The 15,721-nt window shown below is 64.0% G+C and carries 16 protein-coding genes; all 16 read left to right on the top strand.

Annotation, left to right across the window (positions count from 1 at the left end):
* Positions 1–7 precede the first annotated feature (7 nt).
* The 16 genes from K9F62_18575 (at position 8) to guaA (ending at position 15,702) form a co-directional block, all read left to right on the top strand.
* Positions 8–1,219: a hypothetical protein gene (locus tag K9F62_18575; protein ID UJX40675.1), complete on the top strand. Its 1,212-nt coding sequence runs from the start codon at positions 8–10 to the stop codon at positions 1,217–1,219.
* 199 nt (positions 1,220–1,418) lie between these two features.
* Positions 1,419–2,483, top strand: a complete 1,065-nt coding sequence (locus tag K9F62_18570) for a hemolysin family protein (GenBank protein UJX40674.1) — start codon at positions 1,419–1,421, stop codon at positions 2,481–2,483.
* Positions 2,484–2,510: 27 nt separating this feature from the next.
* Positions 2,511–2,924 (top strand): cytochrome c maturation protein CcmE, encoded by a 414-nt coding sequence (locus K9F62_18565; protein UJX40673.1) that lies wholly within the window; start codon positions 2,511–2,513, stop codon positions 2,922–2,924.
* A 109-nt stretch (positions 2,925–3,033) separates the two neighbouring features.
* Entirely contained in the window at positions 3,034–4,935 is a 1,902-nt protein-coding gene (ccsA, locus tag K9F62_18560; GenBank protein ID UJX40672.1) for a cytochrome c biogenesis protein CcsA, read from the top strand.
* Between the two features lie 4 nt (positions 4,936–4,939).
* The gene (locus K9F62_18555; protein UJX40671.1) at positions 4,940–5,611 is read left to right on the top strand and encodes an ABC transporter ATP-binding protein; all 672 of its coding nucleotides are present in this window, start codon (positions 4,940–4,942) and stop codon (positions 5,609–5,611) included.
* Positions 5,605–6,282: a heme exporter protein CcmB gene (locus K9F62_18550; GenBank protein ID UJX40670.1), complete on the top strand. Its 678-nt coding sequence runs from the start codon at positions 5,605–5,607 to the stop codon at positions 6,280–6,282. Before K9F62_18555 ends, K9F62_18550 begins: the two co-directional genes overlap by 7 nt.
* A gap of 7 nt (positions 6,283–6,289) precedes the next feature.
* Entirely contained in the window at positions 6,290–6,958 is a 669-nt protein-coding gene (gene ccsA, locus K9F62_18545; protein UJX40669.1) for a cytochrome c biogenesis protein CcsA, read from the top strand.
* 1 nt (position 6,959) lies between these two features.
* On the top strand, positions 6,960–7,100 hold the full coding sequence (locus tag K9F62_18540) for a CcmD family protein (GenBank protein UJX40668.1): 141 nt from the start codon (positions 6,960–6,962) through the stop codon (positions 7,098–7,100).
* The gene (locus K9F62_18535; GenBank protein UJX40667.1) at positions 7,087–7,689 is read left to right on the top strand and encodes a tetratricopeptide repeat protein; all 603 of its coding nucleotides are present in this window, start codon (positions 7,087–7,089) and stop codon (positions 7,687–7,689) included. Before K9F62_18540 ends, K9F62_18535 begins: the two co-directional genes overlap by 14 nt.
* 233 nt (positions 7,690–7,922) lie before the next feature.
* The gene (locus tag K9F62_18530) at positions 7,923–9,092 is read left to right on the top strand and encodes an ABC transporter substrate-binding protein (protein ID UJX40666.1); all 1,170 of its coding nucleotides are present in this window, start codon (positions 7,923–7,925) and stop codon (positions 9,090–9,092) included.
* 104 nt (positions 9,093–9,196) lie between these two features.
* Complete coding sequence (locus K9F62_18525) at positions 9,197–10,081, top strand: branched-chain amino acid ABC transporter permease (GenBank protein UJX40665.1); 885 nt, start codon at positions 9,197–9,199, stop codon at positions 10,079–10,081.
* 48 nt (positions 10,082–10,129) lie between these two features.
* Complete coding sequence (locus K9F62_18520) at positions 10,130–11,176, top strand: branched-chain amino acid ABC transporter permease (GenBank protein UJX40664.1); 1,047 nt, start codon at positions 10,130–10,132, stop codon at positions 11,174–11,176.
* A gap of 1 nt (position 11,177) precedes the next feature.
* Positions 11,178–11,963 carry an ABC transporter ATP-binding protein gene (locus K9F62_18515; GenBank protein UJX40663.1) on the top strand — a complete coding sequence of 262 codons (786 nt, stop codon included), beginning with the start codon at positions 11,178–11,180 and terminating at the stop codon, positions 11,961–11,963.
* A complete protein-coding gene (locus K9F62_18510) occupies positions 11,956–12,663 on the top strand; it encodes an ABC transporter ATP-binding protein (GenBank protein UJX40662.1) in 708 nt (235 codons plus the stop codon). The genes K9F62_18515 and K9F62_18510 overlap by 8 nt, the downstream gene beginning before the upstream one ends.
* A 30-nt stretch (positions 12,664–12,693) precedes the next feature.
* Complete coding sequence (gene guaB, locus K9F62_18505) at positions 12,694–14,151, top strand: IMP dehydrogenase (GenBank protein ID UJX40661.1); 1,458 nt, start codon at positions 12,694–12,696, stop codon at positions 14,149–14,151.
* Positions 14,152–15,702, top strand: a complete 1,551-nt coding sequence (gene guaA / locus K9F62_18500) for a glutamine-hydrolyzing GMP synthase (GenBank protein ID UJX40660.1) — start codon at positions 14,152–14,154, stop codon at positions 15,700–15,702.
* Positions 15,703–15,721 lie beyond the last annotated feature (19 nt).

Here is a 15,721-nt window from a genome sequence, read left to right as displayed (position 1 = left end):
CATTCCCTTGCAAAGCACCACGACTTCCGCTTCCGCCCATCGTACCGTGGCCTTCCTTTCCTGCCTCCTGTTCGTGGCCCTGCTCGCGCTTCCCTCGATCGACAGGGTCCTTAAATTCGCGCCCATGACCATCATCGGCGAGGCCGGCGGTAGGAAGCTGCCCACGCTCAAGCTGGACCCCGGCACCTGGGTGCCGTGGTTCAACACGGTGCGCCACGGCTACCTGGAGCGCCACTACAGCCTGCGCGGCCTGCTCATCACCTGGGAGAGCTACCTCGACACCTTCATCCTGGCGTCGTCCTCGTCCTCATCCCAGGTCGTGGTCGGCAAGGATCATTGGCTGTTTCTGGCCCAGGACGGGGCGCGCAACATCCTGGAGGACGCCCGTTCCCCCTACGGCCTGCCCAAGAATGCCGTGGCCCTTATCGCCCAGGAGATGGAACGCCGGCGGGAATGGCTGGCCGCCCGGGGCATCAAGTACCTGGTCATCGTGGCTCCCAACAAAAATACCGTCTATCCCGAAAAGTTGCCCGACGCCTTGCGTCCGGTCTTCGAGGACACGCACCTGGATCGCTTCTCCGCCTACGTCAAGGAGCATACCAAGGTCGACATCGTCAACGTGACCCAGGCCCTCATGGAGGCGAAGAAGAACGAACAGGTGTTCTATTCCACGGACAGCCACTGGAACGCCAACGGGGCCTTTGCGGCCTACCAGGCGATCGTGCCCCATCTGGTTAAGGATTTCCCGGCCATAAAGCCGCTGACGCGGTCCCGGTTTTCCGTCGAGCGTTTCAACTGGCTGCCCGGGGACCTGGCCAACATGCTGGGGCTTGGCGGCCACCTCAAGGAAGACCGCATCATGTTCGTCAACAAGGACTGGTACAAGGCCCGGGGCATGACCTATGACGGACCGATGCCGGCGCCGTACTTCGAGACGCCGCAGTATTCCTATACGGGCGACCCCAAGCTGCCGAACGTCATCGTGTTCCACGATTCCTTCTGGTGGGAACTGTTGCCGTTTATGGCCGAGTCCTTCGACAAGGGGCTTTACATCTGGCTCAAACCCCAGACCGAGACGGCCTTTCGCTATTTCGACACGGCGCTTATCGAGAAGGAAAAGCCGAACTTGGTTATCGACGAGTACACCGAGCGCTATATCCTGCCGACCATAAACGGCCATTTCCGCATCAAAACCGACGCCGTGGCCAAGGCCCCCTGATGCTGGCGGCCGTCGGCGCTTTACAAATCGACTGAAATCCGTAATTGGGAAAAAGAAACAAAGTCATGTCGCGCAGTGCCGCGAGGAGCCTTACCCCTTCCATGGAACACGACCGCGCCCCGAAAGCCAAGGCCGCCGATACCCTCGATCCCCCCCAACCTCCGTCTTCGCGCGCCGTCCCGAGCAATGGGGGCGGCCTATGCTGACCCTCGTTGTCGCCGTGGCGGCGGCGGTTCTCATCTCGGCCTTTTGCTCCATGAGCGAGGCCGCGCTCTATTCCGTGCCCTGGAGTTGGATCGAGCGGTTGCGCAAGGACGGCCGGCCGGCCGGAGAACTGCTTTTCACCCTGCGCTCCAATGTGGAAAAGCCCATCACGGCCATCCTGACGCTCAACACCATCGCCAATACGGCCGGGGCGGCGGTTGCCGGCGCGGCGGCGTCGACGGTCTTCGGCCCGGATGAGCTGTGGCTTTTCACCGCCGTTTTCACCGTGGTCATCCTCACCCTCGGCGAGATATTGCCCAAGACCGTGGGCGTGGCCTACAGCCGTTCGGTCGCGACGGGCATTGCCGCGCCGCTTAAGTACCTGATCCTCGGTTTGCTCCCCATCATCTGGGCCGGGGGGCTGCTCGCCGGGCTGGTCGCGAACCGGCGCAAGGACCCCATGTCCTCGGAAGAGGACCTGCGGGCCGTGGTCAGCCTGACCCGCCGGGAAGGCATCATCAAGCCCCTCGAGGAACTCTCCATCAAAAACATCCTGTCCCTCGACCGGAAAACCGCCAGCGACATCATGACCCCGCGTACGGTGGTGTTTTCCCTGTCGGCCCAGATGACCGTGGCCGAGGCCCGGGGCGATCGCCGGGCGGTCTGGCCCCACAGCCGCATTCCGGTTTTCGACGCCGATGACCCGGAAAACATCGTGGGCATCGTCTACCGCCGGGAGGTCCTCGAGGCCCTGGCCAACGACCAGGACGACGTGCGCCTGTCCGACCTCATGAAGCCGGTGCGATTTGTCCTGGATTCCATGCCCCTTGACCGGGTGCTGGTAAAATTTCTGGAATCGCGTATGCATCTCTTCGTGGTTCTAGACGAATACGGTGGGGTATCCGGGGTGGTCACCCTGGAGGATGTGCTGGAGGAAATCCTCGGCAAGGAAATCGTTGACGAAACCGATCAGGTGGCGGACATGCGGGAGCTGGCCCGCACGAGGCGTGAGGAGCTTCTGCGCACCATGCGCGACCCCAAGGACACGCCCGCCGCATAACGCACGCAGCCAAACGCGGAATTTGCCATGGCGAAAAAAAACAACGCCCCCGTCTACCTTGTGGCCCTGGTCCTTTTTCTGGGCGGCCTCGGCTATCTGCTGTACTCGGGCCTGGGAGAAAATACGTCCTATTTTCTCAACGTCTCCGAGGCGCTGGCCATGAAACCGGCCGACCTGACCAAGGCCCGGCTTTTCGGCACCGTGGCCGCCAGCGGCATACAAAGGCCCCAGGACGCCATGGGCGTGACCTTCACGCTGGTGGACAAGGATCAGGCCGCCAAGACCATCCGGGTGGATTTCAAAGGGGCCGTGCCCGATACGTTCAAGCCCGGCGCGGAAGTCATCGTGGAGGGCGGGGTCAACCCGGCCTCGGGCGATTTCGCCGCCAACACGCTGATGACCAAGTGCCCGTCGAAGTACCAGAAGGAAAATCGCGGCTGACAGGCGGCTTCCGATCGGCCTGTCATTTTGCGGCGGCATGGCAATGGTCGCCCCGGGGGCTGGATGTGCTCCGGTGGCGGCGTTTTTTGTTCCTACGTAAGGAGTCTTGATGCACGCTACAGGGTATTTTGCGTTGCTCGTGGCCATGCTGCTGTGTCTGGCCGCGGCGGCGACGGCGATTTTCGGGCTTTGGCGGCGCGACTACTGCCGTCTTGCGCTGCTTGAACGGGCCCATCTGGTCGTTTTCGTCGCCACGCTGCTTGCTTCGGCCATCTTGACCATCGCCTTGTGGCGGCGCGATTTTTCCTTTGTCTACGTGGCGGAATACACCGACACCCTGTTGCCGCTTTTTTACGCCGTAACGGCTTTTTGGGCTGGGCAGGCCGGCTCCATGCTGTTCTGGATGCTGGTGCTGGCCGTTTTCGGGGGGGGATTCGCCCTGGCCCCGTCCTACAAGAAGCTTTCTCCGGCCACCAAATATGCCTATTGGATGTTTTTTTTCGCCATCGAGGCCTTTTTCCTGCTGCTTCTGACCGGCCCGAGCAATCCGTTTCTCGAAGCCGTGCCGCCGCCGGCCCAGGGCAGGGGGCTTAATCCGCTGTTGCGAAATCCGGGCATGATCTTCCACCCGCCGTTGCTTTTCCTTGGCTACGCCGGCTTTGCCGTGCCGGCCTGCCTGGGGCTGGCCGCCTGGCTGGTGGGGGAGACGCGCTCCTTTGTCGCGACCGCCCGCAACACCGCCATCCTGTCCTGGCTCTTTCTCACCGCCGGCATCGTCCTTGGCGGCTGGTGGTCCTACATGGAACTCGGTTGGGGCGGCTACTGGGCCTGGGACCCGGTGGAAAACGCCTCGCTGATTCCCTGGCTGGTCGGCACGGCGTTTCTCCACACGGCCATTGTCGAACGCCGCACCAAGGCGCTTGCCAAGACCAACGTGGCCCTGGCCGTGGTCACCTTCATCTCCTGCATCCTCGGCACCTACCTCGTGCGCAGCGGCGTGGTGGATTCGCTCCACGCCTTTGGCGAGGGCGGGGTAGGGGACCCGATCCTGCTTTTTATGATCTTCGCCCTGGTGCTTCTGGCCTCGGTGCTGGTCGCCGGCGCGCCCTATTTCGCCGGCCGGGGCAAGCAACTTGCCGGCCTTTTCAGCGTCCCGGGGTTCCTCGTGGTCCTGGCTTGGCTCATGCTCGCGCTTTCCGCCGTGGTCTTGCTCGGCACCATGTGGCCGGTTATCAGCAAGCTGTGGAGCGCCAATCCGGTCGGTCTCGACGCGGGTTTTTACAACCGCGTGTGCCTGCCCCTTTTCGCCATGGCCACCTTTCTGGTGGCCATGTGTCCGCTTCTTTCCTGGACCGAGGGGGTGCGCGACAAGCTGGGGCTGGCCATCGTTGCCGGCGGCTTCGTCGGTGGCGGGGCCGTGCTTTATGCCTCGGGCGTGCATCTGCCCCTGGCCCTTTTCGGCGGCGCCTGCGCCATAGCCGCCATGGTGTGCGTGGCGTATGTCTTTATCCGCCAGCGTCACGCCAGAAGTCGGTCCGGCGCGCTTGGGGCCTACTGCGTCCATCTGGGGCTGGCCCTGCTCACCCTGGGCGTGGCCTTTTCCGGGCCCTACCAGATCAGCCGCGAGGTTGTGCTGACGCCCGGACGCGCCATGCGCATCGGCGATTTTACCATGACCTATACCGATCTGGAACGGGAGACCAACCCGGCCGTGAGCATCGCCCGGGCCGTCATCGACGTGACCAAAAACGGCCGGACGGTGGGACGGCTTACGCCGGAGCGGCGCATCTACAAGGGCTTCGAGCAGCCCTTTGCCGAGGTGTCCACGATTCCTTCCCTGGGTGACGAGCTCTACGCCACGCTTTTATCCGTTACCGACAAAAAGGCCGCCAGCATCAAGATCAGCGTCAATCCGCTGGTCAACTGGGTCTGGATCGGCGGCGCGCTCATGAGCCTGGCGCCCTTTTTGAGCCTGCGCCGGCCCAAGGAGACAGCAGGGGAGCGGAGTTAAGGTCATGGCCGCGCCGTTGGTGCGTCTGCGCCGGGTGAGCCGTTTTTTCGGCGAACGGCCGGTGCTCAGGGCCATCGACCTGGATATCGCGCCAAGCGGCGTCACGCTCCTTGTGGGGCCAAACGGCGCGGGGAAATCCACGCTCCTGCGTATCGTGGCCGGGCTCATGCCGCCAAGCGAGGGCGAGGCGCTTTCCGATCTGGCCCCCGGCGAGATCGGGTACGTCGGCCACAAGACCCTCAGTTACCCCAACCTGACCGCCCGGGCCAACCTGGCCTTCTGGCAGTCGCTTTCCGGGCTTCCCCGGGATCCGACCGCCGTGGACGCGGCCCTTGCGCGGGTGGGGCTTTCCCGGTTCGCCGACGAGGAAGCCGGTGTTTTTTCGCGCGGCATGTCCCAGCGCCTGAGCCTCGCCCGGGTGTTTCTCACCAGTCCCCGACTGCTTCTTCTCGACGAGCCGGCCTCGGGCCTCGATCCGTCCTCGGCGGCCATGCTGCACGGGGCCATCCGCGAGTCCGCCGCCGCCGGCGCGGCCGTGGTCTGGGTCAGTCATTTCGTGGCCGCCGACCTGCCGGCAAGCGACCGGGTCGTGTGCCTGCGCAAAAAACGCATCGCCTACGACGGCCCGGCCGAGGGCTTCGATCCGGCCGAGCTGGCCCGGGAGGCGGCATGCTGAAGGCCGCGGTCGCCATCGCCAAAAAGGACCTGTCCCTGTCGCTTTCCGGAGCCCAGGGACTGGTGCAGACCGTGCTGTTGGGCCTGCTCCTCATTTTCATCATGAGCCTGTCGCGCGAGCCGGGCGAGATGTCGCCGCCCCTGGCCGCCGCCGCCGTCTTCTGGCTGGCCACGGCCTTCGGGCAGGTGCTGATCTTCAATTTCCTCTACGGCCTGGAAGAGGCCGAGGGCGCGCGACTGGGCCTGCTTCTGGCCCCGTGCCCGGTCCAGGCCGTGTGGCTCGGCAAGGCGGTTGCCGGCTGGGTGTTGCTTTTTTGCTGTCAGATGGTATTCGCCCCCGCAGCGGTGGCCTTTCTGGGCCAGCACGTGGTCGGGTCGCTTTTGACCGGACTTGTCGTGGTGGCTGCCGTGGACTGGGGGCTTTGTGCCCTGGGGTCGCTTCTCGGCGCGCTTGCCGTCGGCCGTTCGGCCCGGGAATCACTGCTGACGGTGATTTTGTTTCCGTTGCTGGTGCCCGTGCTTTTGGCCGGCATCCGGTTGCTCGAAACCGTGATATCCGGCCGGGGCTTCGAGGCGGTTTCCGCCTGGGCCGGGACTGTCGGCGCGTTTGACGCTGTTTTTACCGCCGCCGCCCTGGTCCTTTTCCCGTTTTTGTATACCGGCGAGGAATAACCTGCCCATGATCCGTATCTGTGCCCTTGTCGCCGCCGTCCTGTCCATCCCGGCCCAGTACGCCATCTGGTATTTCGCCCCGGTGGAGCGAACCATGGGGGTGGTACAAAAGATTTTCTACACCCACCTGCCCATGGCCTGGTGGTCGTTTGTCAGCTTTTTCGTGGTCTTCGTGGCCTCCATCCTCTATTTGGTCAAACGCCGGGCCGCCTATGCCCGCCTTGCCGGCGCGGCCTGCGAGATGGGCGTCCTTTTTTCCGGCCTGGCCCTGGCCACGGGCATGTGCTGGGCCAGGCCCATCTGGAACGTCTGGTGGACCTGGGACCCGCGGCTGACCACCACGCTTGTCATGTGGTTCGTCTACGCCGCCTACCTGCTGCTTCGCGCCTCGGACATCGGCGGCGGCCGCCGGGACGCGGTCCTGGCCGTGCTCGGCATCGTGGCGTTCCTCGATGTGCCGCTGGTGTTCATTTCGGCCCGCTACTGGCGCAGCATCCATCCGGCCGTCTTCGGCCCGCAGGGCGGCGGCATGGAGCCGGAAATGTGGCTGGCCATGGTGGCCAACCTCGTGACCATGGGCTTTTTGTGGTTGGCCCTGCTTCTGGCCCGGACCAGGCAACTGGCTTCCGGCGCGGCCATAAGCGCCTTGGTGCGCCACGGAGCGATAAGGAACTGATATGGGAAAGGAAGTCTATCTCTTCGCGGCCAACATCATCTTCTGGGTCGGCATCGGCTGCTACGTGGCCTTTCTGGCCGGCACCCAGAAGCGGCTGGAACGCCGTCTCAAACGCCTGGAGGTCTTAGGTGACGACGACTGATCGGCCCGGCGGGCCCAACGCCTCGGGCCGCATGGTCCTGGCCTTTTTGGGCTTTGCCCTGGCCGTCATATTCGTGGGTTCGTTTATCTACCGCATGCAGCGCCCGAGCCTTGAAGTGCGCCAGCAGCCGAAAAGCGGCATGGGCGAGGCCATGGGCCAGGCCATGAACGGCCCCATGAAGGAAATCATGGCGCTGATGCAAAAGCTCAAGGAAAACCCCGACGACCCCGAGCTGCAACTGACCATGGCCGAGCGTTTCATGGCCATGGGCGCCTTCGATCGGGCCAAGACCTTTCTGGACAAGGTGGCCAAGGTCCGCCCCGACGACCCCGAGGCCCAAAACGCCATGGGCGTGGTCCTGTATAATCTCAAGGACATCGACGGAGCCAAAGCGGCCTTCGAAGGCGTTTTGGCCAAGCATCCCAAAGACTTCCGGGCCCTTTTTAACCTGGGTCTGCTCTACAAGTACGCCCTCAAGGCGCCCGACAAGGCGGCCGAAGCCTTCAAGACCGTTCTCGCCGCCCCGGACGTCGATCCGGACACCCGGGCCACGGCCCAGCGCGAACTGGAGAGCAAGGTTTCGCAGTAAGAAGAGGCGGGCGCCTCCCGGCGAAGGTCCCTCGGCCGGGCCGCGTCCGCATGTTTCCCGACGGCGCGAAGGTTGCGGCCCCGGAGCCGTTGCGCATAGCGACCCATTGCATTTCATGACGTTTTGGTGAATGTTGCCGGATGCCGCATAAGAAGCTTGGGGCCTCGTCGGCCTTTCTTGCGCTGGCGCAAAGGGTTTTGGCTGGACGTCAACCGCAACCGGAGGGAGCAGCAATGTTTGGCAGGAATGTGAAACGTATGGCGGTATTCATGGCCGCCCTGGGCCTGGCCCTGGGCGTTTCGGCGGGCAGCGCCCAGGCCGCCGATACCATCAAGATCGCCGTGCCTTCGCCCTATACCGGCAGCGCCGCCGGATTTGGCGAGAATGTCAAGGCCGGCGTGGCCATGAAGATCGACGAAGTCAATGCCGCCGGCGGGGTGAACGGCAAGAAGATCGAGGCCGTCTACCTCGACGAGCAGTGCGAGCCCCGCGAGGCCGCCACGGTTTCCTCCTCCATCGTCAACGATCCCGAGATCGTCGGCATCGTCGGCCACCTGTGCTCCTCGGCCCACCTGGCCGCCCTGCCCACCTATGTGCGCGAGGGCATCGCCGCCATCTCCCCCACGGCCACCAATATTTCCATCAGCGACAAGAACAAGGACGAGCAGGGCAAGGTCTGGTCGTTCCGCAACGTGTACCGCGACGACTTTCAGGGCAAGTTCCTGGCCGACTACATCGACAAGGTCATGGGGCTCAAAAAGGTCGCCGTCTTCTACGAGAACAACGACTACGGCATCGGTCTGAAGGACGCCTTCGTCAAAGAGGCCAAGAAACTCGGCCTGAACGTGGTCGGCGAAGAAGCCTACAAAAAAGGCGACCAGGATTTCACCCCGCAGCTGACCAAGCTCAAGGGCGGCGCGCCCCAGGCCATGTTCATCGCCGGCTACTATCCCGAAGGCGCGCTCATTGCCGACCAGGCCAAGAAGATCGGGCTTAACGTGCCCAAGTTCGGGGCCGACGGCTTCGACAACGCTGACTACATCAAGCTCGGCGGCGCGGCGGCCGACGACACCTACCTGACCGCCCCCTTCCTGGCCGACACCGCCGGCCCGGACGCCAAGAAGTTCATCAAGGACTTCAAGGCCAAGTACAATCGCGAAGTTGACTGGATGAGCGCCAACGCCTATGACGCGGCGGGTATGATGGTCCAGGCCATCGCCAAGGTCGGCCCCGACCGGGCCAAGATCCGCGCCTATCTGGCCGGCATGAATACCCCGGAAAAGGGCTACAAGGGCGTCACCGGCGTCAACTACTTCGACGCCAACGGCGACTGCCAGAAACCCGCCTTCGTCAAGATGGTCAAGGACGGCAAGTTCGTTCCCGCCCCCAAGCAGATGAACTAGGCGGGGCAACGAGACGGATGACGGATCACGGACAGGCTGGATATCATCCAGCCTGTTCGCGTTAAAGCCCGTCCCACATAACCTCAAGCGTTTCGGAGCGGACGTTGTTTGAACAGCAGCTCGTCAACGGGTTCACCCTGGGCCTCATCTACGCCCTGATCGCCGTGGGCTACACCATGGTCTACGGCGTCATCGAGCTGATCAATTTCGCCCACGGCGAAATCTACATGCTCGGGGCGTTCCTGACCTTGTCGTTTATTTCCACGGGCATGCCGCTCGCCCTGGCCGTGGTTTTGGCCATGCTGGCCGTGGCCGCCATCGGCGTCCTGCTCGATGTGATCGCCTACAGGCCGTTGCGCGAGGCCCCGCGCCTGGCGGCGCTCATTACCGCCATCGGCATGTCCATCTTCCTGCAAAACCTGGCCATGATCATCTGGGGCAGCCGGCCGCTGCCGTTTCCCCGGCAGGCGTTGCCGGCCTTTTTCAATGAGCCGGCGTTCACGTTTTCCGACGTGACCATTTCCTGGATGCAGGTCATCATCTACGTCGTGGCCCTGCTGCTCATGGTCGCGCTCAACCTCATCATCACCAAGACCCGTATCGGCACGGCCATGCGGGCCCTGGCCCAGAACCGCACCGCCGCGGCGCTCATGGGCATCAACGTCAACAGGGTCATTTCGTTCACCTTCGCCATCGGTTCGGGCATGGGCGCGGTGGCCGGCGTCATGGTGTCCATGTATTACAACACCATGTACCCGACCATGGGCTATCTGGCCGGCGTCAAGGCCTTCGCGGCGGCGGTGCTCGGCGGCATCGGCTCGGTGCCCGGGGCCATGCTCGGCGGGGTGGTGCTCGGCATCGCCGAGACCCTCGGCGCGGGCTACATTTCCTCTCCCTACCGCGACGGCGTGGCCTACGCGGTCATGATCCTGGTCATCATCTTCCGGCCGTCGGGATTTCTCGGCCGGTCCATGGTGGAAAAGGCTTAACCCGGCCGGCCGGGACGCCGGCCGACCCGAACCGACCGGAATATTCCCATGCGTGGCGCCTTAAACACACTCAAATACCTGATCGCGGCGGCGGCCCTGGCCTATCCGCTCATGCCCTTCCGGGACGTGTACGTCCTGCATGTGCTCGTCCTCATCATGGTCTACATGGTCCTGGCCATGGGGCTCAACATCCTGCCCGGCTTCTGCGGCCTGCTCGACCTCGGTTTCGTGGGCTTCTACGGCATCGGGGCCTATACCGCCGGGCTCCTCACCATCCACTACAACATGTCGTTTTGGCTGATCGTGCCCTTGGCGGCGTTAAACGGGGCCTTTTTCGGGATCATGCTCGGCGTGCCCACCCTGCGTCTTGTCGGGGACTACTTCGCCATCGTCACCTTCGGCTTTTCCGAACTGGTGGTCCTTTTCCTCACCAACGAAATCTGGCTGACGCGCGGCCCGCTCGGCGTTCCCGGCATCGCGCCTGTGGACATCAACTTCACTTGGCTGGCCTCGCTTCTCGGCATCGACGGCCGGTGGCGCTACGCCTTCCGGGGCGAGGTGCCGTACTACTATCTCGGCATGTTCATGGTGCTTTTCGTCTACATCCTCATGCGCCGGCTGGAGGATTCGCGCTTGGGCCGGGCCTGGCTGGCCATCCGCGAGGATTCCATGGCCGCCGCTTCCTGCGGCGTGAACCTGCTGGTCTACAAGGTCATCGCCTTTGCCGTTTCGGCCGGCATCGGGGCCATGGCCGGCTCGTTTTTCGCCCGTTGGACGCTTTTCATCTCACCGGACATGTTCAAGTTCTGGGAATCCTTTCTGGTCTTGTGCATGGTGGTCCTCGGCGGGCTTGGCAACATCAACGGAGCCCTGGTGGGCGCGGTCATCCTCATTGCCCTCGGCGAAGTGCTGCGTGTGGCGCTGCCGAGGCTCGGCCTGCCGGCCGAGACCCGGTTTCTGGCCTATGGCCTCATCATGGTGCTGATCATGCGCTACCGCCCGGGCGGGATTTTCACCCAGGTGGCCGCGTCGACCATGCAAAGCGGACTGATCAAGGAATTGCGGGCAAAGCTTGCCGCGCGGCGGACGGCGTAATATGGATGCGATCTTGAAAGTGGACGGCGTAAGCAAGCGCTTTGGCGGGCTCATGGCCCTCTCCGACGTTTCCTTTTCCGTGGAGCGGGGGGCTATCCTGGGGCTGATTGGCCCCAACGGCGCGGGCAAGACCACCATGTTCAACTGCGTGGCCGGCATCTACAAGCCGACCGAGGGCCGGATCCTGTTTAGCGGTTCTGGGGCCGAGCGCGACGTGGCCGGCAGCAAGCCCGAGCGCATGACCGCGCTCGGCGTGGCCCGGACGTTTCAGAACATCCGGCTTTTTTCTTCGCTGACCGTGCTCGACAACGCGCGCATCGGCCGGCACTGCCGCACCAGGGCGAATTTTTTCGGCGCGGTCCTGCGCACGAAGTCCCAGCGGGCCGAGGAACGCGGCATCGTTGATGCCGCCATGGAATGCCTGGATTTCGTCGGCCTCGGCGGAGAGGCCCTGACCCCGGCCGCAAGCCTCTCCTACGGCGACCAGCGCCGCCTGGAGATCGCCCGGGCCCTGGCCACCGGCCCGAGGCTCCTGCTCCTCGACGAGCCGGCCGCCGGCATGAACCCCAAGGAAACCGACTCCCTGGTCGACCTCATCCATGCCATCCTGGCCCGCGACATCACGGTCATCCTCATCGAGCACGACATGAAGCTCGTCATGCGCATCTGCAAGCACCTCGTGGTCCTTGACCACGGCATCAAAATCGCCGACGGCTCCCCCCAGGAGGTCCGGTCCAACCCGGACGTCATCGAGGCCTATCTCGGCAAGGGGGCGGTCCATGCTTGAGATCGAGGACATCCACACCTTCTACGGCAACATCCAGGCGCTTCGCGGGGTGTCGCTTCGCATCGAGGCCGGCGAGATCGTCACGCTGATCGGCGCCAACGGCGCGGGCAAGACCACCACGCTCATGAGCATTTCCGGCGTCACGCCGCCCAAACGTGGCAAGGTGACCTTTCTCGGCCAGGAGACCACGCGCCTGACCACCGAGCGCATTGTGTCCCTCGGCATCACCCAGGTGCCCGAGGGGCGCATGATCTTCCCCCGGCTCACGGTCAAGGAGAACCTGCTCATGGGCGGGTATCTGCGCCGGGACAAGGCCGGGCTTCGGGCCGACGAGGAAAAGGTCTACGACCTCTTTCCGGTGCTCAAGGAACGGCGCACCCAGATGGGCGGTACGCTTTCCGGCGGCGAACAGCAGATGCTGGCCATTGGCCGGGCGCTTCTGGCCCGGCCCAAGCTGCTGCTGCTCGACGAGCCCTCCCTGGGGCTCGCGCCGCTGGTGGTTGAAAATATTTTCGAGATTATCCAGCAGATAAATAGGGATGGCGTCACGGTCCTGCTTGTGGAACAAAACGCCCAGATGGCCTTGCAGATCGCCCACCGGGGCTACGTCCTCGAAACCGGGCGTCTGACCTTGGAGGGCCAGGCCCGGGATCTGTTAAACGATCCCAAGGTGCGCTCGGCCTATCTCGGTCTGGACTAGACGCGCCCCGACAACCAGGAGAGTTTCCATATGGAAAAGATCATCGAGACCGGGCTCACGTTCGACGACGTGCTTTTATTGCCGAGCTATTCCGAAGTCCTGCCGGACGCGGCCGACGTCTCGTCGTGGCTGACGCCCGAAATCAGGCTCAACATCCCCCTTGTCAGCGCCGCCATGGACACCGTCACCGAATCGCGCATGGCCATCTCCTTGGCCCGTAGCGGCGGGGTGGGGGTGGTGCACAAGAACATGACCATTGCCGAGCAACGGCTCGAGGTGGAGAAGGTCAAGAAATCCGAATCCGGCATGATCATCTCCCCCATCACCGTGCCGCCCGACATGACCGTGGAGCAGGCTCTGGTGGTCATGAGCGAGTACAGCATTTCCGGCCTGCCCGTGGTCGACGGCGACATGCTGGTCGGCATCGTCACCAACCGCGACGTGCGCTTCGTCAAGGACTCCGTGACCAAGGTCGGCGACGTGATGACCAAGGAGAACCTCAAGACCGTGCCCGTGGGCACCACTCTCGAGGAAGCCAAGGCGCACCTGCACGCCAACCGCATCGAGAAGCTGCTGGTCGTCGACGAGAACAACAAGCTGCGCGGGCTTATCACCATCAAGGACATCGAGAAGATCCGCAAATACCCCAATTCCTGCAAGGATGAGCACGGCCGCCTGCGCGTGGGCGCGGCCATCGGCGTCGGGGCCGACCGCGACGAGCGGGCCGACTCCCTGCTGACGTCCGGGGCCGACTTCCTGGTCCTCGATTCCGCCCACGGCCATTCCAAGAACATCCTCGAGGCTGTCCGCGCCATCAAAGGCGACCATCCGAACTGCCAGCTCATCGCCGGCAACGTCGGCACCTACGAGGGGGCCAAGGCGCTGATCGCGGCCGGGGCCGACGCGGTGAAAGTCGGCATCGGGCCGGGTTCGATCTGCACCACCCGGGTTGTCGCGGGCGTGGGCGTGCCCCAGGTAACGGCCATCATGGAGGCCTCCCGGGCCTGCCGCGAGGCCGGCAAGCGACTGGTGGCCGACGGCGGCGTCAAGTTTTCCGGCGACATCGTCAAGGCCTTGGCCGCCGGCGGCGACACGGTCATGATGGGCGGGCTTTTCGCCGGCACCGAGGAGAGCCCGGGCGAAACCGTGCTCTACCAGGGCCGCACCTACAAAATCTATCGCGGCATGGGCTCCATCGACGCCATGCGCGAAGGTAGCTCCGACCGCTACTTCCAGGAGAAGTCCAAAAAGCTCGTGCCCGAGGGCATCGTCGGCCGGGTGCCTTTCAAGGGCCCGGTCACCGAAAGCCTCTACCAGCTGGTCGGCGGCCTGCGCTCCGGCATGGGCTACTGCGGCTGCGCCACTGTCGAGGATTTGCAGCAGAAGGCGCAATTCGTGCGCATTTCGCCGGCGGGCCTGCGCGAAAGCCATGTCCACGACGTCATCATCACCAAGGAAGCCCCCAACTATCGCGTGGAGACCTACTAAATGGCAGCTCCCGACAAAGTCGTCATCCTGGATTTCGGGTCCCAGTACACCCAGCTGATCGCCCGTCGCGTGCGCGAGGCCGGCGTGTATTCGGAAATTCATCCCTGCACCGTAACCGCCAAGGACGTCGCGGCCATGGCCCCGTCGGCCCTTATCCTGTCCGGCGGCCCGTCGAGCGTCACCGACGCCGACGCCCCGCCCTTCGATCCGGCCGTCTTCGACCTGAACCTGCCGACGCTTTGCATCTGCTACGGCATGCAGCTTCTGGCCCATAGCCAGCCGGGCGGGGCGGTGGCCGCCTCCACCGACCGCGAATACGGCCGGGCCGAGCTTTCCGTCCTGGCCGACGTGCCGCTTTTCGCCGGACTCGACGCCAAGGCCGGCCACACGGTCTGGATGTCCCATGGCGACAAGGTGATCGCGCCGCCGGACGGCTTTGTCGTGGCCGGGCGCACGAAAAACGTGGACATCGCCGCCCTGGCCAACGTCGAACGGCGCATGTACGCCTTGCAGTTCCACCCCGAGGTGGCCCACACCGACGACGGCGAACGCATCCTGCACAACTTCCTTTTCAGCATTGCCGGGCTGACCCCGGGCTGGACCATGGCATCCTTCGTGGAAACGGAGCTGGCGGCGCTCAAAAAGCAGGTCGGCGACGACGAGGTCGTGTGCGCGCTTTCCGGCGGCGTGGACTCCACCGTGGTCGCGGTTATGCTGCACAAGGCCATCGGCAAAAAACTCCACTGCATCTTCGTGGACAACGGCCTGCTGCGTCTGGGCGAGGGCGAGGAGGTGGCCGCCTACCTGCGCGAGCACTTCGACCTCAACCTGTACTACGTCAAGGCCGCCAAGCTCTTCCTCGATCGGCTGGCCGGCGTGACCGACCCCGAGAAAAAACGCAAGATCATCGGCACGACCTTCATCGAGGTGTTCGAGGCCGAGGCGGCCAAGCTCCCCAAGGTCAAGTACCTGGCCCAGGGGACGCTTTATCCCGACGTCATCGAGTCCGTGTCCTTCCGGGGGCCCTCGGCGGTCATCAAAAGCCACCACAACGTGGGCGGGCTGCCCGAGCACATGAAGCTCACGCTGATCGAGCCCCTGCGCGAGCTTTTCAAGGACGAGGTGCGCAAGGTGGCGGCGGAGCTTGGCCTGCCCGACTTCATCATCTGGCGCCATCCCTTCCCCGGACCGGGGCTCGCCATCCGCATCATCGGCGAAGTAACCGAGGAACGGCTTGAGATTTTGCGCCGAACGGATAAGATCGTCCAAAGCGAACTGGCCGCCTCGGGCTGGTACCGCAAGGTCTGGCAGGGGTTCGCCGTTTTGCTGCCGCTCAAAACCGTCGGGGTCATGGGCGATGGGCGCACCTATGAAAACGTGGCCGCCATCCGGGTCGTGGACAGTCTCGACGCCATGACGGCGGACTGGTCTCGACTGCCCTCGGAGCTCTTGGCCTCCATGTCCAACCGGATCATCAACGAGGTCAAGGGTGTCAATCGCGTGGTCTTCGACGTGTCGTCCAAGCCGCCAAGCACCATCGAATGGGAATAACCGTCGAGACCTGCAATCC

The organism is Desulfovibrio sp. JY (assembly GCA_021730285.1).
Taxonomy (GTDB): domain Bacteria; phylum Desulfobacterota; class Desulfovibrionia; order Desulfovibrionales; family Desulfovibrionaceae; genus Solidesulfovibrio.
Note: the sequence above shows the minus strand (reverse complement) of the source record. Positions and strands in the feature narration are given on the sequence as shown.

What these genes read in the sequence shown, in the direction of transcription:
- K9F62_18555 (UJX40671.1), top strand. Translation starts at nt 4,940, where the DNA reads ATGGCCGCGCCGTTGGTGCGTCTGCGCCGGGTGAGCCGTTTTTTCGGC.
- K9F62_18520 (UJX40664.1), top strand. Translation starts at nt 10,130, where the DNA reads ATGCGTGGCGCCTTAAACACACTCAAATACCTGATCGCGGCGGCGGCC.
- ccsA (UJX40669.1), top strand. Translation starts at nt 6,290, where the DNA reads ATGATCCGTATCTGTGCCCTTGTCGCCGCCGTCCTGTCCATCCCGGCC.
- K9F62_18510 (UJX40662.1), top strand. Translation starts at nt 11,956, where the DNA reads ATGCTTGAGATCGAGGACATCCACACCTTCTACGGCAACATCCAGGCG.
- K9F62_18550 (UJX40670.1), top strand. Translation starts at nt 5,605, where the DNA reads ATGCTGAAGGCCGCGGTCGCCATCGCCAAAAAGGACCTGTCCCTGTCG.
- ccsA (UJX40672.1), top strand. Translation starts at nt 3,034, where the DNA reads ATGCACGCTACAGGGTATTTTGCGTTGCTCGTGGCCATGCTGCTGTGT.
- K9F62_18565 (UJX40673.1), top strand. Translation starts at nt 2,511, where the DNA reads ATGGCGAAAAAAAACAACGCCCCCGTCTACCTTGTGGCCCTGGTCCTT.
- K9F62_18570 (UJX40674.1), top strand. Translation starts at nt 1,419, where the DNA reads ATGCTGACCCTCGTTGTCGCCGTGGCGGCGGCGGTTCTCATCTCGGCC.
- K9F62_18515 (UJX40663.1), top strand. Translation starts at nt 11,178, where the DNA reads ATGGATGCGATCTTGAAAGTGGACGGCGTAAGCAAGCGCTTTGGCGGG.
- K9F62_18530 (UJX40666.1), top strand. Translation starts at nt 7,923, where the DNA reads ATGTTTGGCAGGAATGTGAAACGTATGGCGGTATTCATGGCCGCCCTG.
- guaB (UJX40661.1), top strand. Translation starts at nt 12,694, where the DNA reads ATGGAAAAGATCATCGAGACCGGGCTCACGTTCGACGACGTGCTTTTA.
- guaA (UJX40660.1), top strand. Translation starts at nt 14,152, where the DNA reads ATGGCAGCTCCCGACAAAGTCGTCATCCTGGATTTCGGGTCCCAGTAC.
- K9F62_18540 (UJX40668.1), top strand. Translation starts at nt 6,960, where the DNA reads ATGGGAAAGGAAGTCTATCTCTTCGCGGCCAACATCATCTTCTGGGTC.